Source organism: Bacteroides sp. AM16-13 (assembly GCF_003602705.1).
GTDB classification, from domain to species: Bacteria; Bacteroidota; Bacteroidia; order Bacteroidales; family Bacteroidaceae; genus Bacteroides; species Bacteroides xylanisolvens.
On record NZ_QTLK01000019.1, the window covers coordinates 17,458 to 42,052 of the forward strand.

Sequence of the window (24,595 nt, forward strand, 5' to 3'; positions counted from 1 at the left end):
TTTATTGTTATTTAAAATCCAACATTTACGCTAAACATCACAGAACGGCTTATCGGATAAGTAGCACCGGGGGTTTCAGGATCCATGCCTGAATAGCTGGTGAATGTGAAGAAGTTGTTCAGTGACAAAGAGAAATCTACATTGGAGAGAGCCGAATTACTTATTAACTTCTTAGGTAGCGTATATCCTAAAATGATGCTCTTAATTCTGGCATAAGATAAGTTGGTAAGGAAAGCTCCATGCGTGATTTCTTTGTGCATAGGGTTATAATAGCCAAATCCGTAAACCTCACCGAACGGATTCCATACGCGCGGATAAGTGCCATTTGTATTATTGGGCGTCCAACGGTCGGCTGCTACTTTCGGAACATTCAGATGGTGTGCGAACAAATCATTTTGGAAGACTTGTTCACGTTCTGTGTAATTAAATACCCCATTACCGCTTACGGTGTTAGCTGAAGTTGGCGACTTGATGAATTCAAAATTTTTGGCTCCTGTGGCAAAAGTTCCGTTTACGCTAAGGCGAATACCTTTATATTCGGCGGTTACATTAAATCCTCCGGTTACGGGAGCTTCACTCGTGCCTAGATAATACCGGTAATTATCGGGCTTATTCAAGTCGGTAGCTGTGTGTATTTCAGCATCGGGACGCAGCTGGTATGTATATAATCCTGTTTCGGGGTCAATACCTGTGTATCTCCCACTATAGATGGCGTCTACAGGATAGCCCTCCCATAAGTTATTATATCCCATGCTGCTATAGGAAGCTTTATATTTGGTCACTTTATTCTTGTTGTAAGCTATGTTGGCAGAAAGAGACAGACTGAAATCTTTTGTTTTAACAGGAGTTCCATTCAGGGTAGCTTCGATACCTTTGTTGTCAATATTGGCAGTATTGTATTTCTGTTGGGTGAATCCTGTGCTGCTTAGTACTTGCACACCTGTTACAATATCTTTACTTTTCCGGTAGTATCCTTCCACTATACCTGTCAAGCGGTCGTTAAACATTCCGAAATCAAGAGCCACTTTCACGTCTTGCGTCTTTTCCCAACGTAGATTGGGATTCGGTGGACTAACTACTTTTCCTATATGATAAATATTGTTGGAAATATTCCGGTAGTCATCGTAGTAACTGATAATCATTTGTGGGCTGACACTACGGTTGATGTTACCAGTAAATCCGGTTGCTATACGGAGTGTTAATCTGTTCAGTACGGGTTTCAGCGAAGCCATGAAATCTTCTTCACTAACATTCCACGCTGCGCCGGCTGCCCAGTTAGGATTAAATTGTTTGTCACTACCAAAATTAGAACTACCGTCAGTACGGAAAGAGACATTCAGTACATATTTGTTTTTGTAGTAATAGTCAGCAGATGCATAGAAAGAGACAAAGCGTTGTTCGCTCCATGTTTCTCCGTTCGAGCCATCAATAGCAGCGAGATAGGCTTTCAGCTTCTCGTAGCCTACTCCTGTCGGGTCATCAGGAAGTGGGGTTATGGCATTTCCGGTGATTTCGTCGTAACCGTATCGTTTGCTGTACAAACCGTCTGATTTACTTCCGCGGAATTCGGCACCGGCTATAAGGGAGACAGAGTGGTCTCCAAAAGAATCATCATAAGCAAAATGCCCGCGGACCATATAGCTCTCATTATCTACATTGCGTTGCAAGATAGAAGCATATTCCTTATTAGTATTGTTATCGATAGAGAGACGGTTGTCTAAAGCTGCTTTTGTGTTTTTACCATATATTTCCTTTAGACGGTTGGTGGAATAAGTATATGAAGCCAGACCCACAAAACGCAAATGGTTGATAATGCTGTAATCAATTCCTGCACGAACCATTGTTTTTATATTCTTAGTGCGTGAAGAAGTTTCGTCCATTTCGCGAAGTACATTAAATCCACAATCAGGTATAATCTTGGAACTAGTCTTTTTATTGTTATATTCTCCTAGTGCATAATATGTTTCATCTGCCCGGTAACTGCCGTCTTCGTTATACGGACTTTCGTATGGATTGGCAAAATAAGCATATTGGAAAGGATCGAGACTATTCAGTGCCGGGGACTTTGAATATTGATAAGACATGGATGCCCCAAAGTCAATCTTGACTTTCTGGCTGGGGTGCATTGATAGATTAGCTGTCAGGTTATAACGGTCGTAATCATTATTTTTCAATAAACCAGCGTTGCGGGTATATGCTAGTGAAGTATAATAGGTGTATTTGTCTCCACCACCATTAATGGATAGGTTGTGGGTGGTAGAAACACTGTTGCGAAACAGTTCATCGTACCAATCGGTATTCGTTTTACCTAATTCTTCGATATACGTATCTTGTTGTTCTTTGCTCCATCCGGCAAACTTTCCCCTACCAGCACGAATGATGCCTACTACTCCTACCACCGGATAGTCATTTGCCCCGGCTTCAAATCCAGGAGCAGAGAATTCATCCCATAATCCCTGTTCATAGGCAAGCTTCTCTTGTGAATTCATCAAAGAGTAGTTCCGTTGGGGTGGTAAAGTGACTGATACATTGCCTGAATAGTTTATTTGGGCTTTTCCTGATTTGCCTTTTTTGGTGGTGACAACAATTACCCCACCGGCTGCTCGCGAACCATAAATAGCAGCGGCTGAAGCATCTTTCAAAATAGTAATACTTTCTATGTCGCTGGGATTGATGCCAGCGACACCATTCATGAACAAGTCGTCAAATTGACCGGATTTTATTTCAGCACTGGTAGGCATATCGGTACTTCCACTTTGCATGGGAACTCCGTCGATAACCCATAGTGGCTCACCATCTCCGGTGATTGTATTGGTACCTCTGATTCGTATTTTTTGTGTACTACCAGGTTGTCCGGATATGGCTGATACGGCCACTCCTGCTATTTTACCTTGCATGAGGGCGTCTACCGTTGGTTGGGCTTGGTCTTTTAACTGGTCGGCCGAGATAATTCCGACAGAACCAGTCATTTTCTTAAAAGTAGTTTGGGTATAACCTGTAACGACAACTTGATCCAGTTCACTTGTTGCAGATTCCATTTTAATTTTGATAAAAGGTGTTGCTCCTTTCAATAAGTGCTCTACATTTTTCATGCCAATGTAAGAAAAAACAAGTGTCTTGCCTTCTTTCATCTCTTTGATGGAAAACTTACCATCAATATCTGTGGTAACACCGACTTGGGGGAGCTCCTTATAGCGGACGGATACGCCTACTAATGGTACCCCACTTTCGTCAGTTACAATACCTTTCACTGTTACCTGTGCATTTGCAAATAAAGGTAAAATTAGAGCGAAAAGTAATGTTAATGAAAAAATGGTAATTTTATTCATAATTGTATTATATTGGTTTGAATATATGCAAATGTATTATTATTAGCTGATATAAACAAGAAAAATGATAATATTTGTATTTAAAATGTGTGCTTTTGTTTGAGTGAATATCATTCGATGTTTATTATATTTTTATAAAAGTATAGAAAATTGGTTCATGGTATGTTACGACTGGCTTTTTGCATTATACTGCATATTGGGGAGTTTGATATGTTGTAGAAGGCAAAAAAGAAGTGGCTTAATTTGACAATTTTGGGGCATAATTGCTATACCCAAAACGGTTCGTTTCATGTATGGTTATAAATTTATTCCATATCATTATATTTTGGACATGATAAGATTATCATTGAAATATATTTCAACATATGCATTCCTACGATAGAAGTGTCAAAAATAAAAGAGACTAACAATTTCCTTAATTATAAGTTTAGGACTTTATCAGTTAATTCGTTTCTCGGTGAGAAACACTTCGTTTCTCGGTGTCGAACAGGTTGTTTCTCGGTGAGAAACGGGGCGTTGGTTTTAAAGGAAAGCCCCGAATAGTAACCGACTGGATAACAGTGCTTTACAAAACAGTGTTATCTATCAGAAATACATAGGAGTTTTATTGACATTTTTTTGGTAACGCCATTTGTTTCTATTGCATCTATTACTGTAATAATATTTACATTAAAACTAAAATATGGCATTTATAAAAGAATTTGTTTCATTCCTTTCTGAGACAGGAATGAATCTATTTTTAAAGGTGGGGTTGCTCTGAACCGAATCTCTAGGATTTCAGATTGCGCCAAAAGAATCTGATGATTGAAAAGAGAGAGTTCTGCTGGTTTATATCAAATAGGGACGAAGCGTATAGGCATAAAAAAAGGAGCAACGCCTTGCTCCAACCTTTGTTAACCTTAAATCTAATACTATGAAAAACACATTGCAAAGATACGGACTCTTGGGAAATTAGCAAATTATCCAAGAAAAATAGCATGTTTTATAACACGTTTTAATAGTTTTCCCCTACTTGTTAAGAAATCAGTCCTCCTTATTTCAAGGTATGTAACATTAATTTTGAAAATTGAATCGGAGCATACCGTTGATTCTCTGCCGAAAAACCGTTATCTTTGCAAGGATAATCACATTATGCACTCAATAAAAAAGAAAAGGAGACACCCGTGAACGAAGAAGAGATCGTCCTCACCCCGATGATGAAACAGTTTCTGGATTTGAAGGCAAAACATCCGGATGCAGTGATGCTGTTTCGTTGCGGTGACTTTTATGAAACATATTCTACGGATGCCATCGTTGCAGCCGAAATTTTAGGGATCACACTGACAAAACGTGCCAATGGGAAAGGAAAAACTATCGAGATGGCAGGTTTTCCTCATCATGCCCTTGATACCTACCTTCCGAAACTGGTTCGCGCTGGAAAACGTGTCGCTATCTGCGACCAGCTCGAAGACCCCAAAATGACGAAGAAGCTGGTGAAGCGTGGTATTACCGAATTGGTTACTCCTGGTGTTTCTATCAATGATAATGTTCTGAACTATAAAGAGAATAACTTCCTGGCTGCCGTTCATTTCGGAAAGGCTTCCTGTGGAGTTGCTTTTCTCGATATTTCTACCGGTGAATTCCTTACTGCAGAAGGACCTTTTGATTATATAGACAAACTGTTGAATAACTTTGCCCCTAAGGAAATTCTTTTTGAACGTGGCAAACGCCTGATGTTTGAAGGTAATTTCGGTAACAAGTTCTTTACATTCGAGCTGGACGACTGGGTATTTACAGAAACGACTGCCCGTGAGAAACTGCTGAAACACTTTGAAACGAAGAATCTGAAAGGTTTCGGAGTGGAGCACTTGAAAAACGGTATCATTGCTTCCGGTGCTATCCTGCAGTATCTGACAATGACGCAGCATACGCAGATTGGTCACATCACTTCATTGGCACGTATTGAAGAAGATAAATACGTCCGTCTGGATAAGTTCACGGTGCGTAGCCTTGAGCTGATTGGCAATATGAATGATGGAGGCAGTAGTCTAATCAATGTGATCGACAGAACGATCAGCCCGATGGGAGCGCGTCTGTTGAAACGTTGGATGGTTTTTCCGTTGAAGGATGAGAAGCCGATTAATGAACGCTTGAACGTAGTGGAATATTTCTTCCGCCAACCAGATTTTAAGGAATTGATTGAAGAACAGTTGCATCTGATAGGTGACCTGGAACGTATTATTTCCAAAGTGGCTGTAGGGCGTGTGTCGCCTCGTGAAGTCGTTCAGTTGAAAGTTGCCTTGCAAGCAATTGAGCCGATAAAACAGGCATGTATGGAAGCTGATAATGCGAGCTTGAATCGCATTGGCGAACAGTTGAATCTTTGTATTTCTATTCGTGACCGGATTGCCAAAGAGATTAAAAATGATCCTCCTTTACTGATAAATAAAGGTGGAGTGATTCAGGACGGTGTGAACGCAGACTTGGATGAATTGCGGCAAATCTCCTATTCAGGAAAAGATTATCTGCTAAAGATACAGCAGCGGGAGAGCGAAGAGACGGGTATTCCGAGCTTGAAAGTAGCTTATAATAATGTATTCGGTTATTATATCGAAGTCCGTAATGTGCATAAGGATAAGGTTCCACCCGAATGGATTCGCAAACAGACGTTGGTCAACGCAGAGCGTTATATCACGCAGGAACTGAAAGAATACGAAGAAAAGATTTTGGGAGCGGAAGATAAGATTCTGGTTCTGGAAACGCAGCTATATACGGACTTAGTACAGGCATTGATGGAATTTATTCCACAGATACAGATTAATGCGAATCAGATTGCACGTTTGGACTGCTTGTTGTCATTTGCCAATGTGGCCCGTGAGAATCGTTATATCCGTCCGATTATTGAGGATAATGACGTACTGGATATTCGTCAGGGACGTCACCCGGTAATAGAAAAACAACTTCCGATAGGTGAGAAGTATATTGCCAATGATGTAATGCTGGACAGCGATACACAGCAGATTATTATTATTACAGGTCCGAACATGGCCGGTAAGTCGGCACTCTTGCGTCAGACGGCGTTGATTACGCTATTGGCTCAAATCGGCTCGTTTGTTCCTGCGGAAAGTGCGCATATCGGTTTAGTTGATAAGATATTTACCCGTGTAGGAGCGAGCGATAATATATCAGTCGGTGAATCTACATTTATGGTAGAGATGAATGAAGCGGCTGATATCCTGAATAATGTTTCTTCCCGGAGTCTGGTATTATTTGACGAATTGGGTCGTGGTACTTCTACTTATGATGGTATTTCCATTGCCTGGGCAATTGTAGAGTATATCCATGAACATCCGAAAGCAAAAGCACGTACATTATTTGCTACGCATTATCATGAATTGAATGAGATGGAGAAATCTTTCAAGCGCATCAAGAATTATAATGTATCGGTGAAAGAAGTTGATAATAAAGTAATCTTCCTTCGTAAACTGGAACGTGGCGGTAGTGAACACTCTTTCGGTATTCATGTGGCAAAGATGGCCGGTATGCCGAAAAGCATTGTGAAACGTGCAAATGAGATATTGAAACAGCTTGAATCTGATAATCGCCAACAGGGCATAGCAGGTAAACCGTTGGCAGAAGTGAGCGAGAATCGTGGAGGTATGCAGTTAAGCTTCTTCCAGTTGGACGATCCGATTCTCTGTCAGATTCGCGATGAGATATTGAATCTTGATGTGAATAATCTTACTCCTATTGAAGCGCTGAATAAACTGAATGATATTAAGAAGATAGTCAGGGGGAAATAAGCTGAAAATGTATATAATGTCTTAGGATATGTTTTCGATTGTTGTCCTGACATTAGGGAAATGGCATTTGTTTTATTGATAAGAAAGAGGGATTAGTGATGTTTGAACCGCTAATCCCTTTTTTTGATTTAGGCTATTTTCTTTTTCTTCTTGTCATAGAAGAACATGAAATAGACGCCTATTATGATAAACGGAACGCTTAGCCATTGCCCCATATTGAACATCATGCTGTTTTCAAAATCTTCCTGATTTTCTTTTAGGAATTCGATGAAAAAGCGGAAGGTGAAGATGTAAGTCAGGCAGAGCCCGAAGAAGAAGCCACGGTGCAGTTTCTTGCTGTAATTCTTATACAGGTAAATCATGATGAAGAACAGGATAAGATAAGCGATGGCTTCGTAGAGCTGTCCCGGATGACGGGGGAGCATATCTACACGTTCGAAAACGAATGCCCAGGGCACATCAGACGGTTTGCCGATGATTTCGGAGTTCATCAGGTTGGCAAGGCGGATGAAGCAGGCGGTGATTGGAGTAGCTACGGCAATCATATCCAGCACGTCCATATAATGGAGCTTCGTCTTGCGGCAATACAGCCAAAGGGCGATTATCAGTCCTAATGTACCGCCGTGGCTGGCAAGTCCTTCATATCCGGTAAATTTCCAGTTTCCGTCCGGCATGAACTTGATAGGAAGAATCATTTCCCAAAAATGAGACAGGTAGTATCCCGGGTCATAGAACAGGCAGTGTCCTAGGCGGGCACCGATTAGAATACCAAAGAAACAGTAAAAGAAAAGCGGGTCAAACTTCTTTTCCTCTATCTTTTTATCCCGGTACTGGTAGTGAACAACCACATAAGCAAAGAATATTCCTACTGCCCACAGTAATCCGTAATAACGGATAGAAATGCCGAACAGGTTGAATAGTTCGGGATTCGGGTTCCAGTTGATGGATAATAGCATGGTATTCATTCTATATTGGATTAATGTTAATGATTAGATTTTTTGAATTTCTCTGCAACCATCCGGTAGGTCGGTATATCTATTCCCTGTTCTTCGGCTGCTGCAATCATGTCGAAGAGCAATCCTTGTATTTCCGAGTCGTGTCCGCGTGCCAGGTCTTTTTGCATAGAAGCGGTACTTTCGGGGTCGAGCTTGTCAATCACTTTCAGGTTGTAGCTGACTGGGTCTTCGGGAAATTCGACGCCTAGTTTCTTTCCTAAGGCAGCGCTTTCCGTAGAAAGTCCGATAAATGTATCCCGTATCTTTCCCGGTTTCTGTACTTTTCCCATCGGAACGTCGTAGTAAGCACCCGTTACGGCCATTGCAGAGATAAACGACCATTTGATAAACGTATCCCGGTTGATGTCTGGTGACAGGTCTACCTTTATGCCTGCTTCCTGCAAGTCTTGTTGGATAGCTTCCAGCAATCCGGGCTTCACAACCGTGCCGCGATGAGCGCCGTATACCAACCGGAATATCTTTCCCATTTGGGTGATTTCTCCGGTGCCGGATACGAAGCCTACGATATAGATGCAGCCGTCGAGGACAGTGACTTCCGGTACCAACTTTTGTATGCGTGGCCCTGTGCCGTACACATTCAGGATAGGGATGACAACCGTGTCTTTGTGCGCTGCTCTTTTAATCAGTTCTACGATAGAATCGACCGAATAACCTTTTACGCATACAAATATCACATCTGCTTTTCCATTGAATTCTTCAGCGGTAGTTGCCGGAATCCGGAGCGTATGTTCGCCCTTCAAATCCGATTTCAGTTTCAAACCGTTCGTTTGAATCGACTGCAAATGAGCTCCACGGGCAATACAGGTTACATCTTTGCCTGCCAGCGACAAGAATCCTGCGATACTGCCGCCTACACCTCCCGTTCCTGCAATGAGATATTTCATATTGTTAGCGAATTAGTAATTAATAAGTCGTCGGTGGTAACCGATAATCACACGTTGAAACGGAAATGCATGATGTCGCCATCCTGCACCACATATTCTTTTCCTTCCACACCCAGTTTTCCGGCTTCTTTCACTGCTGCTTCCGAGCCGTATTTGATATAATCATCGTATTTGATAACTTCGGCACGGATAAAGCCTTTTTCAAAATCGGTGTGGATCACTCCGGCACATTGAGGAGCTTTCCATCCTTTTTCGTATGTCCAGGCACGTACTTCTTGTACACCGGCAGTGAAATATGTTTCGAGATTCAGGAGTTTGTAAGCAGATTTGATAAGACGTGCTACGCCCGATTCTTCCAAGCCTACTTCGGCAAGGAACATTTGACGGTCTTCGTACGTTTCCAGTTCGGCGATGTCCGCTTCTGTTTTGGCTGCGACAATCAGGATTTGAGCATTCTCGTCTTTTACGGCTTCGCGTACCATATTTACGTATTTATTTCCGTTTACTGCGCTTGCTTCATCAACATTGCAAACATACATTACCGGTTTACTGGTCAGTAGAAACAGTTCGTGAGCAATCTTTTGTTCGTCTTTTGTTTCAAAAGTCACTGTACGTGCAGATTTTCCCTGTTCCAATGCGTCTTTATATTGAACGAGTACATCGTAAGCTAACTTTGCAGCTTTGTCTCCGCCCGTCTGTGCTTGTTTCTGTACTTTCTGGATACGGCTTTCGATGGTTTCCAGGTCTTTCAATTGAAGTTCGTAGTCAATGATTTCTTTGTCGCGGACGGGATTTACGCTTCCGTCTACGTGTGTCACATTGTCGTCATCGAAGCAACGGAGTACGTGGATAATTGCATCTGTCTCACGGATATTGGCAAGGAACTTGTTTCCCAGTCCTTCACCTTTGCTTGCGCCTTTCACCAGTCCGGCGATATCTACGATTTCTACAGTTGTAGGAACAATTCGTTGGGGGTGCACCAATTCAGCGAGTGCGTTCAGACGTTCGTCAGGAACAGTGATTACACCTACATTGGGTTCAATTGTACAAAAAGGGAAATTTGCCGCCTGTGCTTTCGCATTCGACAAACAGTTGAAAAGTGTCGACTTACCCACGTTCGGTAGTCCTACAATACCACATTGCAATGCCATTTATCTATTTCGTTTTTATTTAGTTATCGATAATCTGACTGCAAAGATAGGCATTTTTAGATTATATACATTGGTTGGAAAACAAATACTTCTTTCTTATATCTATTTAATGAGTGAGGGATGCCGTTTTCAGGCATCCCTATAAATGTAAAGTAAACTTTAGAACGTCATAGGTACGCCTACCATGACACCAAGTGTCTTATCTTCTGCAGGAATTAGCGAGGACATCACATATTGGCTGGAATTGTTGTACAAAGCCGGCCAGCTTTTAATGAAGAATTTGTGTTTTTTAAAGTAACCATCTAAAATAGGTGACAGACATTTGTCGAACTCTTCGTGATTAGGATTGCTTGTATCGAACGGTGTATAATCTCCAAAAGTGATAGAACCATCTGAATTCTTCTGATAGTTGAATGTATAATAGAATCCGTAAGTATCGGCTCCTAATGAACCGTTTTGATATATTTTATAACCAATCTCCACTATACTTCCGTCTGTGTACATGTGTATGGCAACATACACAATATAGAATTGAGTTTGAGTGAATGCAAATAAATTCGAAACAGCAGCTTTATGTTTATCAAAATATTCGGATGACCATTGATTTTGCATATCGTTGTACACTACCATTGTCTGATGAATTGCTCCTGGAGGTGCATTGAATAGAGGAACAATTGGTGTAGTACCTCCTTTAATTTCAAGTATATCATTGCCTACTTGTGTAGTGTATCCGGTGGATGTCTTGTTGAACTGATAAATTTCGTAACCATTAAGGATTAACGGGTTCATCATTACGATATTTCCGTTCAGGTCTATTTTAGAACCTTCTATTTGTAGGGTCGGATTTCCATTGTTAGCGGATAAGAAACCTGTTTTTCTACCATTAGATACAAAATCATACGCTTGTCCTTTATAACTGAAAGTGAAGTATTTTTTTTGATAGATAGGAGCCTGATCCTGATTTTCCATTAAGGCGCCATTTTTGATGGCCTCTCTTTCCTCATTGGTAGCTTTAGTCAGTGTAGCTTCCATTTTGTTTTTTCTTCCTTTTAGGAGAAACTGATCGTTTTTGTAGGATATAATCTCGTATTCGTAGTCTGCTCCTAATCCGGTTCCTGCTTGTCCTGCACCATTCATCAGCTGGTTGGGATCTGCAAAGATAGATAAGAAAGAGTACGTATCAAATGATATAGTTGGTCCTTGTAGTGGCTTGAGTATATAGCTACTTTCAAACGGACTTGCTTTCAAGTCGCGGTAATATTCTACATAATCGAACATCATAGATACTCGATTGTCTGCAGTGAATTGCATCCATAAGGTGTGAATACCTCCTAATTGGGTATTTATTTCTGCAATCCATCCATCGGGAGCTCCTGTGAGTATATCAGTATATTCCTGCATTTTAGTTTGAATCCGTTTATCCGGGTTTTCCATATAAATGTCGGTTTCATTATTGCAAGATGAAAATATACTGCACAATGCTACACAGGTTAGAAGATAATATGTATAAACTATTTTCATAATTATTTATTCTGGAGTGTTTTCATTTACAATTTGATTAATAGCATCTTGTACTAAAGATACTAATCCTTTATTTCCCATTGCGTCGTCATAAAACTGTACGTTCCATACATTTTTAAAGTAATTGATCACAATTTCTTCTTTAGCCAGTAATCTGGTTAAAGCCGTTTGTGCCTGATTGGCAAGGGCTATACGCTGTGCTGTTTCTTCTGCTGTTTCTCCCTCTGAAGGAGGAGACGTTGTTAAACTTTTGAGCAAATTAATTCGATAGTCACGCCATTCTTTTCCATACACCATAATTAATGATGCCACTTCAACGAAATCTTCATCAACTCCCGACATTGCGTATGCGGAATAGAATCCGGCAAGTAATGCGCTTACTTCCGTTTCAGAAGTCCATCCTGTCGGATTATAATCTCCGGCGGATATATCTTTGAAACTGGAATCATACATTTTGGTTTGATGGAGAATATGAGCGAATTCGTGTTCAATGGTATGCATGATAGAACGTATCCAGTCTGCATCACTCGGATTGTAGCTATTACCATCAAATAGTGTAATTTTACGAGCGCCTTCAGCCTGTCCTAATACTTGACTGCCATCTGCATTATATTCCGGGCTACCTACCAAAATGATTTTCTTAGGTGTCATTTCTCTAAGAAATTTATCTCCTGCCAATTGTTTATAAGGCTCAAACCACACTCGTTGAATCATATCCATAGAAGGTTTTACGAAGCGTTCCATAATGGGGACTAGTTGGGCGGTAGTGTTCAGTTCATAACTGTTCCATTTATATTTCACTTCGATATTGTAAGCTTGGGTATAGTTTTCATATAACCATTTATCCAGTTCATTTTTTTGCTCGTCATTTCCACCCAATCCATAAATCTCTTGGTCAAGATTGAGTTTGTCCTCATTACAGGCAGTGAAAATAACAGTACTAATGCAGAATAGTAGCATGAAATATGCTTGTATCCATTTGGCAATGTGATTTGTTGTTTTCATTTTATTCCCATGAATTATTTACGTTATTTCTTGGATTAAGTTTTATTCCCGAAATAGTTGCCATTTCCGGAATTTGTAGTACCCTTCGGTCGTCGTCCGGCATTAAGCTGGACTTGCTGCCGTTAGCCTGGGTATGGGTGACGGGGATATTCCAGCGTACAATATCATACCATCTAAGTCCTTCATTATAAAACTCTATACTTCTGAAATCAAGTATTGCAAGTAGGATACCTTTTTTCAAATCACTCCAAGAGTCTGACTGATTGTACTTATTGATAAAGTGATCAGTATTATTAAGTTTGGTTTTATAGAAATTGAGTATCTTATCCCGTGTGATACATAATTCTTTAGAATCATAATATCTGCTTGATGCCGGGCTTCTCGCTATAACAAAACGTTGGCTGGCATATAAATTTAGATCAGCGATAGCTTTGTCATATTGGTTAAGCATTAGGTAGGCTTCTGCACGGTTTAATAACACTTCTTCCATTCTCAAAACAGGAATATTGGCATACGGCAAAAAGTTGGATGCGTCTAAAGATTCTTGTTTAGTAAATTGGGTAAATTTAGGTATAAAGTAGAAATTGGATGTACCGTAATAGGGAATAGCCCACATGCCATTTGTAACATTATCCGCATTGATTGTCTTGCCAATGTCAGTAGAAGATAAACCATATCTTGAATAGAAGGGTAATTCTCCCCAGGCGATTGAAGACAATGCTTCTGTAATCAATAAATTGGCATTGGTGGAAGAACTGCAGAAATACGAACGCATTTCAATATATCCGCTTGCATCCATGTAAGTTGTTGCAAAAGGATGAAAGTTGTTGCTTACAAACGAAAATGCAGGATCATCCTTTGAGATATATTGTTGCGGGGTGCCATCTTGATTTTTAAGAGGTTCTCCTTTACTATCCGTCAATGTTTCAAATTGTGACGGTATGGAAATGAGTTGATTGGCATATTCAAGTACCTTATCATATTGTTTCATTAATAGATAAAGACGGGTACCAAAGGCGGCAGCTGATTTCTTATTGAAATGATATTTGGGAGCTGTATAAATGCTTCCATCCGTCATAAGAGGATAGCTGTCCTCAAAATCTTGTGTGATTTTTCTATAAGTGTCTGCCACTGTCTCCCGGTCATATTGTTCTACTGGCTGTGTTTCTGGTTTCTCTACATAAGGAATACCCGGATATAACGATGCAGTCGATTCGTCATATTGTTGGGCAAAGAGTGAAGCAAGACAAAAATGTGAGAAGGCTCTGGTCATGAGTGCTTCTCCCTTTTGATTGATTGTGCTTACAGGTGTTCCTAACTCATCGATAGAAACAAGCGCTTGGTTAGATACTGCAATAGCTGCATAGCATCCTGTCCAGAAGTTTTCGAAGGAATCATTTCCATTTTCTATCACGTCTTTCCATAAGAAATTTTCCCCCATAAAGCTGAATAAGGCCCCTGGTTGTGCACCAGAGTAAACGCTTCCGAAGTCGGTTATGTAATCACAACGGGTATTGACAATAGCCGCATAAGAAACTTTAGGATACGCATTTACTAATAATGCGGATACTTTATCCGGAGAATCTATTTGAGTACGTTCGTCGGGCACTTTGTCCAGAAAGTCAGAGCAACTGGTACAAAAGGACATGATTCCAATATATAAGTATATTTTAATTCTCTTCATTGTATAAGGATGATTTAGAAACTGACATCTAATGAAAAAATAACTTGTTTTTGTATCGGTTGGGCTACACCACCGGTATTGACAAATTCAGGGTCTTGTCCATTCAATTTTTTATCAGAGTATAGTAACCATAAGTTTTTGCCGGTTACTCGTAAACGAATATCAGAGAACAACTTCCACGATTTAAAAAGCTTCTGCGGAATGGTATATCCTACAGATAATGATTTAAGACGGATGAAATCTCCTTTCGCTACCCGTATATCTGAATAATTGTATGCTGAATAAGGATAAGTACTGCTCAAATCTGATATCAGATCTTTATCAGCTATTGCAGGGATATTAGTATGTTTCTCATCTCCTCTGAATTCCCATCTGTTAAAGAACTCTTTGGGGGTTGCTTGAGAGTCATTATAACTGCTGTTAAATACAGGATTCAACCGGATTACATTTCCGGCTTGGAAAGTGAAGAAAATATCTAATGAGATACCTTTCCAAGTAAAGGAATTGTTAAATCCTCCTGTATATTTGGGATCTGTCGGTCCTTCGTATTTTAAGTAATCTGTTGAAGTACTTTGGAAATTGATATCACTGGTGATAGTACCATTCTCATCATAGAACATCGGTACACCATTTTCCGGATTCAGACCGGCAAATGGTATAGAGAAAAGCCCGTTCACCGGATACCCGTTTTTGTTTCCTCCTGTGATTCCTACCAACGTGTTGACTTGTGGTTGTTGCATTGAATTCTTGATTTCATTTTTGGAATATCCCATAGTGAAAGAACTTGACCACATGAAATCTTTTGTTACAATAGGTTTTCCTGACAATGTTATATCGAAACCGGAGGCGCTTAAGTCGGCACTGTTGGCCCATTTATATCTTTCTCCTCCAACTCCGGAGACTTTTATTACACTTAACAAGTCGAAACTGTTTCGGATAAAATAGTCAAAAGAAAAGTCGAGTCTTCCTTTAAGGAAAGTGGCATCAAAACCAAAATTAGATTGATAACTCTTTTCCCATGTCAAATCAGAATTACCTAATGTGTAAATTTCAATGCCTGATTCGATGTCCGTACTTGGTCGCGTAGTATTGGAATTTATAAAAATGGGTGTTGCATTTGATAATGGAGGCATACTGGCTGTTAATCCAACGCCGGCACGTAGCGCTAATGCATCCAGCCAGACAAAATCTTTCATAAACGCTTCATTACCTATATTCCATTTCCCACTGATATTCCAGGTAGGCAGCCAGCGGGCTGAACTGGAATTTGCCATTGTGTTGGAGCCGTCATACCGTACTGTTCCGGAAATGGAATATCGTCTGTCATAGGTGTAATCAACATTTGCATAAAAAGCGGCAAAACGATCGTATGTCAAAGCTCTTGAATAATAATCAAAATTTTGCTCGATCATTTGTTTCATTATAAGATAGTTCATACTAACAGTGCCTCCCATGTCATATTGGAATCCGTAGCCGGTGTTGCTGTTCGTTTGTCTATCGGAATATTTGATTTGTTGTCCTAATAATGCGTTGAACTCATGTTTCTCATTCCATATTTTGCTGAAACTAACAGAGTTTCTTATATCATAATTTAATAATAAGTTTTCGGCAGTATTATAGAATCCCCCTTTGGGGAGAACAACAATCGGTTCGGCTGACGGATCACTAGGGTCCTTGTAGAGGTAGGGATTGTTTTCTCGAATGGTAGAATTGCCAGCTGCACGATAAGCATTTGCCATATTAGAATTTTCGTGTATTTCATGCTCTTGCTTTGAACGTACATAGCGGATAGCTCCGGTAAAATTGTATTTTAATCCTTTAAAAATTTGCCAGTTAAATTCGGCTTGGGCTTTTAAATCTATCACATTCAATTTAATATAGTTATTATCGAGTTCTTCTAAAATATTGAATGGGGCAAAGTTGAGTGTATAATATTCCCGTTCTCCATTTGAGTCGTATGCTCGTAATGCACGGCTTGTGTTTAATGCATAATTGAACGGATTTATATCAAAATTACGTGAAGAAATACCGCTTACAACGTCACTGGAACGACTTAATGAACCGGGAGCGTTCTGCATTCTGACAGAACCTACCGTTTGAAAACTAAATCCGATTTTGTCATTTAGCTGGTAGTCATTTCGGAAGTTCATTGTGATTCGATTCACTTTGTCGGCAACAGTCCATCCCGGATCGTTCAAAAAGCCTAATGAAATGTAGGATTTCGACTTTTGTGAACCACTTGATACACTTAATGTATGTTCATTCATTATGGAATTAGTAAATAGCAGATCAAACCAGTCTGTATTAGCTGCTGCGTGTTCCATTAAAAAGTTGTGACGGGCTGCATATGTATTCTCTAAAAGGTATTGTTGCTTTGATTCATCCCATGTGTTGATTCTATTATACATGATTCCATAAATACCGGAAGACTGGTTATTTACAATGTCCGAAGTTAATAAGCCTTTTCGTTCCATTTCTGCATACACAGACATTTGATCGGCTGAATTCATAATATTGAATTCAGAATAACGTGGTTTGGTCCGTACTGTGTAGTTTCCGCTATAATGAATACGTGGTTTTCCTTCTTTTCCTCTTTTAGTCGTAATTACAACTACTCCATTCATGGCTCTGGCTCCATATAATGCTGTTGCGGCAGCATCTTTTAGTACGTCAATTGTTTCGATATCGTTAGTATTGATACCTGCTACGGAGGAGCCTAACAGGGTGGTAGGGTCACCGCTTGCTAGTTGGTCGTTAGATACATTTACCACATCTTCTAATACGATTCCATCTACTACCCACAAAGGTTTGTTTTCTCCATTGATAGACGTGGCACCACGTACACGTATTTTGGGGGCACTACCAAAGGTACTCGATACATTCTGAATAGATACTCCGGCTGCTTTGCCTTCCAGCATACGGCTTATGTCTGTTTCACCGGGCAAATTAATATCATCAGCTTTGATTTTAACGGAAGAGCCGGTAAAGGTTGTTTTTTTAAGATTCTGAAACCCGGTGACTACTACCGCATCCAATAAAACAGAAGATTCTGATAATAATATCGTTACTTTCTTTTGTGTTCCAATGTTAACCTCTTTAGTTTCGTATCCCATAAAACTGACGATAAGAATATCGTTATTATTGACCTTTAAGGTAAAATTACCATTATTGTCCGTAGTTGTTCCGCTCTTGACGTTCTTTATAGTAACACTGGCAAATGGGATAGGCTCCTGGTTAGTAGCATCTAGCACCTTACCGGTAATACTATGTTGTGCACTGGCCTTTGTAAGGCCAATGCACAATATGATAAATAATAGAATAATGTGTTTATTCATGTACCTGTTTTCTTTGGTGATTTATTCTTTTACACAACGTACGCTATAACCTAAGTATCTGCCGTCTGCATTGTTAGGCATGATGGGAAAGAATGGTCCGTCATATTCGTCCACTAATGTTGCAGAGAATATATGATAACTATAGGCATTATTAGGATTGTCCGGATAACTGCCTAGCCAACCATTTTGTGCAGTTTTGTATTCAAACAAACTTCCTCCCGGATATTGACCGGTAATGGCATTTAAATGTCCTCCAAACGGGTAAAATATTTTTATGGAACTATTATTAGGGCAAAGATATATACCATTGTCAACATCTTCTCCGTTTATTTCACCATAAGTGTTCATCTTATAAGGCACTCTCCAGCCTGCCGGACATGGATCGTATAGTGTTTTGGTTTTTTCATCACTCTTTTTGTACCATAGTTCAGTACTACCGCTGCCTTCAATTAACCAATCTTTATAAGTAAAATGGTCTGCATCTCCCAAGAAATAGGTATCCGGGTTTTTCACAGCTGTTTCTTTAGATACGGGACCTTTTGCTGTTTTGATATGAATGGAGTAAACGTCTCCCCCTAAAGAGCTGGTTCCTAACTTAGTGATTTGGCTCCAATCAGTCATTATCGGATCCTTTCGACCGCATTGATAATACATACCGATCGTTTTCGCACCGTCAGTTGGTGTTGCACTTAGTGCGCCTAAGTTACGATCCATCATTGCCTGTGTGGATCCATCTTTCGTTTGATTGTTATCAACTCCCCCAAAACGGTAGATAGCTCCTCCTGTAACATCTGCTTTTCCTGGGTTTTGAGAAATTGCAGGAATTATTCCATTAATATCTCCTCCCGGATTATAATCTGTAATCCAAATGTGCCAGCTCCATAATGGTTTAGCGTCTTGAGCAGGTTCTCCTGCTGTTGCGTCGTAAATACCTATTAATACATTACCTTCGTTTCCTGTAGGTTTGATTCCTATATAATCATTGGCGGAGCTTCCTTGTTGGGTGGTGAATTTCAGTAATTCCTTGGAACTATCTTTTGTTATGATACGGGCAATCCATTTAGTTACTTTTCCTTGGTTGTTTCCGTCATTCAACATATGATCTGTTTTGAAGCCGCCTTCTTCTGTTCCCCAAAATGCATTTACTCGTTTCACAGGAACCAGTAGCTCATGTTCTGAATTTGGATTCAGTATATAGCAGTTAGCTTCAGCTGCAATGCCTTCTAATGGAATCTTTTCAATAGTGATGCGTTTATCACTGGCATCTGCCAGATTAAGATTAATATTGTAATTATATGCATTATTTCTTGTTACATTGAAATCTTTTTCATTTTTCCCAATGAACATTTTGAAAGTTGCTATTTCTTTATTGCCTTCACTCATTCTTTCACCAACAATTTCAATGAAAGTCGCTAGTTTATCTGTTACCTTGTCTTTGTCTGTTGTGATACTAGAATTTGTTCCCATCAGGTTCTCAGCTATGTAATGGGTATAATTTTCTTCACCGATAGTACATGGGATTTCACTATAGTCTGCAATATTACTTTGAGATATTGTTCCCTTACTAAAGTAATACATTTTATATATATTCTTTAATGCTATGGAAGTTAACTGGAAATCAGAAGAGGTATTATTGATAGTGAATTTTACTTCAGCTGCAATTCGTTCTAATGTGATAGCATCTAATGTCTGATTTTCTTTGGTAATAGAAACTACTTGCTCTCCTACTAGCGGAATTGCGTTAGATGAATTGACTGGTAATGTATAAATAGTATTCTTTAGTGCTTCATAGTTTTGTTTTCCTAATTGGAAAACAATGCTTTTATCTACATTAGCAATTACTACCAGTTTCATATTAGCCCCTGCTACTAATTCTACTGTTTCTGCAGAGTTGATACTGAATCGTAGTTCTTTTATAACTGCAACATTTTTACCTTGTTGATCGAATTCTAATAACCAAAAGTTTTCAATAGAAGTTCTGTTATCATTTATATTGGTTCCCATTGCGTTGATAGGAGCAATATTTAATGATACATTTACATTTGTTTTTTCTCCTTCCGGAATAATAGAGGTGTTTTCGTCGTCTTTTGAACAAGAACTGAAAATTGCGCTTATGATAAGATATGCGCTAAGCCAAATTAGGTTCTTCATAATTCTAGTTTTAAATAATTAATATTGATTTTTTTGCTATATCACATTTTATATTATATATTAATAGTTTAATCAAGATGTTATTATAGAATCTGATTTTGCTTACGTTTGATATTGCAAAGTTATGGAATATGATTTATGAATACAAAAAAAGCATTGGACAATAGATATTATATAAATCGCTAATAATTAATGTGTTAATGTAAATAGGTATAGATTACCATTGGACAAATGGCAATTAAATCCTTTTATTATGAATAGATGTTAATGTAAGGAGGGATATTTCAGAATCTTTGAATAAAATCATCTAAAGAGATGTTTTTATCTGTAATGTTTAGTTTTTCTTGTTTGATTCTAAGTTTTCTTTTGCTAATTGCAGCTTTACTTCTGCAGTAGATATTGGCAAGGGTATTTAAATCTAATTGTATTTTTATTAAACAGCAGAACTGAATTTCATTTTTGTCGAGTAGTGGATATTCTTTCTTTAGTCTTACTGTAAATTGATCAAAAGTAGCATTAATATCTTTTTCCAGATTAGCAAAATCCTCATTAGAAAGTTTGATAACGAGATCGTTTGCTTTATTATTTAGAGATGGAATGTTGATAGCCACTAATCTGCGTAAAAAGTCTGCTTGTAGTGAAGATAGTTTTTCTTCTTTTTGAAGATTTTCTATAGCTTGCTGTTGTAGTTTATCTTTGGCTTGAGATATTTCTCTTTCTTGTTTTCGTATACGTTCACTCTTCTTTTTGTAGGTTATGAAGTAGCATAATCCTGTAATTAGTAACGCGAAAGCTGCAATTGCACTTATTTTATATACAAGAGAACTAATTTCTTCCATCTTTTTAGATAGTTCTTTGTTGTTTTTCTGCAGTTTTTCGTTTTGAAATAGATTCTGCATTTTAATAATTGCCACGCTTTGGTTTTGATCTTCTATTGAATCTCTTAATAGTTCATAGGTTTTGATAAATTCTAACGCTTTAAGAATGTTCCCTTTTTTTTCATAAATTTCTCCCAGATAGCTATAACTGAGTGCTTTTGCATATATATATTGGTTTTTACTACTTAGGGTAAAATAATGGATAGCAGAATCATATTGTTGTATATCTTGAAAGATTACTCCTTTGATAATGTAATTGTTATATCGGTCAATTGAATCCTTTTCACATGCAATGGCCTCATTGCAGATTTTTAGTGCGGAAATATAATCTTTTTTATTTATATATGCATAACATATATCGTTTAAAGCAGAAGAGGTGGCTTTGGGATGTACTTTTTGAGCAATAGGGAATGCCTTTTCGAAAAAATAAAGTGCGCTATCGATTTGCTCTTTGGTAGAATAAGCATGTCCCAGATCTGCCAATGCATAATAAATAGACAGACTATCTTTAGAAATCTGTGCATAATTATATCCTCTCCATGCCTCTGTTAACTTATAATCAAATAATCCTTGTTTAGAGTAGATGTCGCACAAGTCATGGGAAATTTTGAATGCTAGATTGTAGTCATTTGCTTTCTCCGCGAAATCTCTTGCTTTTAATAAGTATTGAGCAGCTTCTTCTATGTTTCTTATTTCTTTACTGATAAGTGCAGTATAAAAATATGTTCTTGCTGTTAGTATCGGGTCGGATGTGTCTTTGGAAAAATAATCAAAAGCTTTAAAAACAAATGAGTCCGGAACTAAGCTTTGAGCATTGTTATATTTTGCTTGAGCTACTAATAGGCACCATTTTGCATAATCCTTTGGGGACATATTTTCAGGATGCTGGATAGCTTTCAAATATGTCAGGGAACTATCAGGATAAAAATTTATTAGTTGGTCAGCCTTTGATAGATTGGGATGCGGATTACAAGAAGTAAATATACTAATTACTCCCATAATAATTGTGATAAGTGTATCTTTCCTCATTCCCATTTATCAAGACTTAACAGACCTTACAAAAGTATGAGTAAAAATATAATTCTACAAGACTTTAAAGTGAATTTTATCTTGCAGCAGAAAGTAGGGCAGCTTTTACTAGTTATTTAGTATTTTGCCTGATATTTCTTATAAAAAATCAGGAATAAAGTAAATCCGATCAGGGCGAATGGTACACCCGCCAGGGACGGATAACGGTAGCCACCATTAACAGCCAGTCCGCCTGCATAAGCACCGATGGCATTTCCGAGATTGAATGCAACCTGCACGCAGGCTGCTCCCAGCATTTCTCCTCCCTTTGATACGCGGATAATTAATATCTGCTCCGGACTGGATACAGCGAACAGTCCTGCCGTACAAAGGCACATCAACAGGGCTGCTGCCCATTTATAGGGAGAAAGGAAGAAGATGAGCAATAACATAATACAGATAAGTGCTTGAGCGGCAGTTCCTACTTTTCCGGGGGTGTAGCGGTCGGAGAGACGTCCGCTAATCAGGTTTCCCACTACCATACCGAAGCCGGCAAGGATCATTAAAGGCGTAATGCTTTCCGCGGAGAAGCCGGACACATTGGTAAGCATCGGATTGATGTAGCTATACCAGCAGAATACACCGCCATTACCTAATGCCGTAGCACCGAGAATCAGCCACGGAGCCGGAGTTTTAAGAAAGCGGAATTGTCCTTTAAAGCCGGTATCCTTCAGACCCTCTACATGAGGAACCCATCGCCAGATATAATATAGGATAACAATTCCCCAGATACCGACCAGCAGGAAAGTGGCACGCCAGGAAAGCATGGTACTTAAGGAAGTGCCCAAAGGTACACCAAACAGATTGGCAATGGTCATTCCTGCAATCATGATGGAGACGGCTTCCGAACCTTTACCCTTGTCGGCCAGTTTCTCTGCAACAATAGAGCCTACTCCGAAGTATGCACCATGAGGCAAGCCGGAGATAAAACGGGCAGCGAGCAACACCCAGTAATTGGGAGCCATAGCCGCACAGATATTACCTATCATAATTAAGGTAACTAATACTAACAGAATATGTTTTAGCGGATATTTGCGAGCCAATGTCAATACAGGTGCACCGACACAGACGCCTAATGCATAAGCAGAAATGAAATGCCCTGCGGTCGGAATACTAATACCTAAATCTTTTGCCACATCGGGCAAAATTCCCATCATTACAAATTCGGCAATACCTAATCCCAGTGTGCCGAACGCCAATGCAATAAGACTCTTCTTCATACAAAACTTAACCTTAATACCTGTTACCTTTTTACCTTACTATTATTTGCCGCTTATTTGTTTTGGCTGCAAAGGTAAAACAAAATCTTTCAGGGTGAGTTCGATGAGATGGATTTTGATTTAAATCAATTTAGACAATGTTGATGTAAACTGATGACGAGTGATTTATGTAGTATATATAAATTGTAGCTATTTACTTTCTTTCCAATTCTTGCAAATATTTGAGGAATTTGCAAGAATTGGAAAGATTATGTGATAGACTTAACTGTTTTATCAAAAAGTTCTCCTTTTACATATCCTTTCTTTACTTTATTAAGTGATATTTCATCAACCAGTTTTCTTTCCACAAGACCGTCAATATCATTTTTGGCGGTAGTATGAGTAATAGAAAACCTGTTTTGTAGCTCTTTCACGGTGAATAATATTTTAGGATTATCATTAATAAGCCTAAGAATATCTGCTTGCCGTTCGTTGATATTATCTAATTTATAGAATACAGAAGCCTGATGTTTTTGATCTAATTTGCGTTTGATATAAGTTTGTAGCTCTTTAAAAGCAAGCTCTAGTACTCTTAGGTTGTAAGCTATAAAGTATCCCATATCTTTTTCATCAGCTTCTGTGTATAAATAAGCATTTTCATAGGACTTTTTTGATTTGGCGATTACTCTTGAGATAGATAAATATTCAGTTAACCAATAACCACTTTTTAGCATATACCAATAGAATAAAGCTCTTGCTGTACGTCCGTTCCCATCTACAAACGGATGCATATAAGCAATCATAAAATGGATGATAATGCCTCTGATTATTGGGTGAATAAATACTTTAGAATCACTTTCATTGAAGAATATGCATAAATCTTCAATAAATGAGGGGATATCTTTGTATGAGGGGGGAGTATGTACTACTTCATGCGTAATAGCATCTTCCACTACTACTTCGTCATTCGTTCTGTATGCTCCTGCATCTGCTGGATTTTCTAACGTTTTTTCAGTCATTAAGACATGAATCTGCTGTAATAGTTCGGATGATAGTGGGGTATGTATATTTTGGGTTATAAAACGTATTGTTTGATAATTATTGAATATCATTTGTTGAGATTTGTCCTGTGGAGAAAGGCTTTTTCTTAGCATCTCCTTAGCTACTTTTCTGGTAGTTGCCGCTCCCTCCATTTGGCTGGAGGAGATTGCTTCTTCCATTAATGAGCTAATTAGATACTGTTCTTTGTTTTCTGCCGGAATGATTGAATTACTTCCCCAAGAGCCGCCAAAGTTCATATCAAACTCGTGACACATCCGCTGCATGGCGTTGGTTATACTGATAGATATGCCATATTTTTTCCATACAATAATTCGTTTTGCTCTCCGTGATGCTTTTATGTAGCACCATAATTCTTTACTCGACATGCCTTCAGGAGCCTTTTGGTATTTTACATCAGACCAATAACTATATTTATCATTGTTTTTTTCTATGATTGCCTTGAGTTTTTCAAGCGGATCAGTGAGAAGAACCTTTAAATATTCTTCCTGACTTATTTGAGGAGGGAATTCAATCATAATACCATCTGTTTA

At 38.8% G+C, this 24,595-nt stretch carries 13 protein-coding genes; 1 reads left to right on the forward strand and 12 read right to left on the reverse strand.

Annotated elements, in window-relative coordinates:
• Positions 1–11: 11 nt before the first annotated feature.
• The gene (locus tag DW173_RS15635; RefSeq protein ID WP_120144734.1) at positions 12–3,329 is read right to left on the reverse strand and encodes a SusC/RagA family TonB-linked outer membrane protein; all 3,318 of its coding nucleotides are present in this window, start codon (positions 3,327–3,329) and stop codon (positions 12–14) included.
• 1,193 nt (positions 3,330–4,522) lie between these two features.
• Between DW173_RS15635 and mutS the strand changes: the two genes are divergently transcribed.
• A complete protein-coding gene (gene mutS, locus DW173_RS15645) occupies positions 4,523–7,111 on the forward strand; it encodes a DNA mismatch repair protein MutS (RefSeq protein WP_032849410.1) in 2,589 nt (862 codons plus the stop codon).
• A gap of 128 nt (positions 7,112–7,239) precedes the next feature.
• Here mutS and lgt read toward each other — a convergent pair whose 3' ends face one another.
• The 11 genes from lgt to DW173_RS15700 form a co-directional block, all read right to left on the reverse strand.
• Positions 7,240–8,076: a prolipoprotein diacylglyceryl transferase gene (lgt, locus tag DW173_RS15650; protein WP_008641392.1), complete on the reverse strand. Its 837-nt coding sequence runs from the start codon at positions 8,074–8,076 to the stop codon at positions 7,240–7,242.
• 17 nt (positions 8,077–8,093) lie between these two features.
• Positions 8,094–9,011 (reverse strand): ketopantoate reductase family protein, encoded by a 918-nt coding sequence (locus DW173_RS15655; RefSeq protein WP_004322665.1) that lies wholly within the window; start codon positions 9,009–9,011, stop codon positions 8,094–8,096.
• Between the two features lie 47 nt (positions 9,012–9,058).
• Complete coding sequence (gene ychF, locus DW173_RS15660; protein WP_004322666.1) at positions 9,059–10,162, reverse strand: redox-regulated ATPase YchF; 1,104 nt, start codon at positions 10,160–10,162, stop codon at positions 9,059–9,061.
• A gap of 159 nt (positions 10,163–10,321) precedes the next feature.
• Positions 10,322–11,683 carry a DUF4302 domain-containing protein gene (locus DW173_RS15665; RefSeq protein WP_004324099.1) on the reverse strand — a complete coding sequence of 454 codons (1,362 nt, stop codon included), beginning with the start codon at positions 11,681–11,683 and terminating at the stop codon, positions 10,322–10,324.
• Positions 11,684–11,689: 6 nt separating this feature from the next.
• Positions 11,690–12,688 carry a putative zinc-binding metallopeptidase gene (locus DW173_RS15670; RefSeq protein ID WP_004317346.1) on the reverse strand — a complete coding sequence of 333 codons (999 nt, stop codon included), beginning with the start codon at positions 12,686–12,688 and terminating at the stop codon, positions 11,690–11,692.
• A gap of 1 nt (position 12,689) precedes the next feature.
• A complete protein-coding gene (locus tag DW173_RS15675; RefSeq protein ID WP_049701427.1) occupies positions 12,690–14,372 on the reverse strand; it encodes a RagB/SusD family nutrient uptake outer membrane protein in 1,683 nt (560 codons plus the stop codon).
• A 14-nt stretch (positions 14,373–14,386) separates the two neighbouring features.
• Positions 14,387–17,707 carry a SusC/RagA family TonB-linked outer membrane protein gene (locus DW173_RS15680; RefSeq protein WP_049701426.1) on the reverse strand — a complete coding sequence of 1,107 codons (3,321 nt, stop codon included), beginning with the start codon at positions 17,705–17,707 and terminating at the stop codon, positions 14,387–14,389.
• A gap of 21 nt (positions 17,708–17,728) precedes the next feature.
• Complete coding sequence (locus tag DW173_RS15685) at positions 17,729–19,858, reverse strand: DUF4906 domain-containing protein (protein ID WP_120144735.1); 2,130 nt, start codon at positions 19,856–19,858, stop codon at positions 17,729–17,731.
• A gap of 284 nt (positions 19,859–20,142) precedes the next feature.
• Positions 20,143–21,765, reverse strand: a complete 1,623-nt coding sequence (locus DW173_RS15690; protein ID WP_004324097.1) for a hypothetical protein — start codon at positions 21,763–21,765, stop codon at positions 20,143–20,145.
• A gap of 116 nt (positions 21,766–21,881) precedes the next feature.
• Positions 21,882–23,024: an MFS transporter AraJ gene (gene araJ / locus DW173_RS15695; RefSeq protein WP_049701424.1), complete on the reverse strand. Its 1,143-nt coding sequence runs from the start codon at positions 23,022–23,024 to the stop codon at positions 21,882–21,884.
• 248 nt (positions 23,025–23,272) lie between these two features.
• Positions 23,273–24,580 (reverse strand): Fic family protein, encoded by a 1,308-nt coding sequence (locus DW173_RS15700; RefSeq protein WP_008023589.1) that lies wholly within the window; start codon positions 24,578–24,580, stop codon positions 23,273–23,275.
• Between the last annotated feature and the right edge of the window lie 15 nt (positions 24,581–24,595).

What these genes read in the sequence shown, in the direction of transcription:
- DW173_RS15680 (WP_049701426.1), bottom strand. Translation starts at nt 17,707, where the DNA reads ATGAATAAACACATTATTCTATTATTTATCATATTGTGCATTGGCCTT.
- DW173_RS15675 (WP_049701427.1), bottom strand. Translation starts at nt 14,372, where the DNA reads ATGAAGAGAATTAAAATATACTTATATATTGGAATCATGTCCTTTTGT.
- DW173_RS15670 (WP_004317346.1), bottom strand. Translation starts at nt 12,688, where the DNA reads ATGAAAACAACAAATCACATTGCCAAATGGATACAAGCATATTTCATG.
- lgt (WP_008641392.1), bottom strand. Translation starts at nt 8,076, where the DNA reads ATGAATACCATGCTATTATCCATCAACTGGAACCCGAATCCCGAACTA.
- DW173_RS15635 (WP_120144734.1), bottom strand. Translation starts at nt 3,329, where the DNA reads ATGAATAAAATTACCATTTTTTCATTAACATTACTTTTCGCTCTAATT.
- DW173_RS15665 (WP_004324099.1), bottom strand. Translation starts at nt 11,683, where the DNA reads ATGAAAATAGTTTATACATATTATCTTCTAACCTGTGTAGCATTGTGC.
- DW173_RS15685 (WP_120144735.1), bottom strand. Translation starts at nt 19,858, where the DNA reads ATGAAGAACCTAATTTGGCTTAGCGCATATCTTATCATAAGCGCAATT.
- DW173_RS15655 (WP_004322665.1), bottom strand. Translation starts at nt 9,011, where the DNA reads ATGAAATATCTCATTGCAGGAACGGGAGGTGTAGGCGGCAGTATCGCA.
- DW173_RS15690 (WP_004324097.1), bottom strand. Translation starts at nt 21,765, where the DNA reads ATGAGGAAAGATACACTTATCACAATTATTATGGGAGTAATTAGTATA.
- ychF (WP_004322666.1), bottom strand. Translation starts at nt 10,162, where the DNA reads ATGGCATTGCAATGTGGTATTGTAGGACTACCGAACGTGGGTAAGTCG.
- DW173_RS15700 (WP_008023589.1), bottom strand. Translation starts at nt 24,580, where the DNA reads ATGATTGAATTCCCTCCTCAAATAAGTCAGGAAGAATATTTAAAGGTT.
- araJ (WP_049701424.1), bottom strand. Translation starts at nt 23,024, where the DNA reads ATGAAGAAGAGTCTTATTGCATTGGCGTTCGGCACACTGGGATTAGGT.
- mutS (WP_032849410.1), top strand. Translation starts at nt 4,523, where the DNA reads ATGATGAAACAGTTTCTGGATTTGAAGGCAAAACATCCGGATGCAGTG.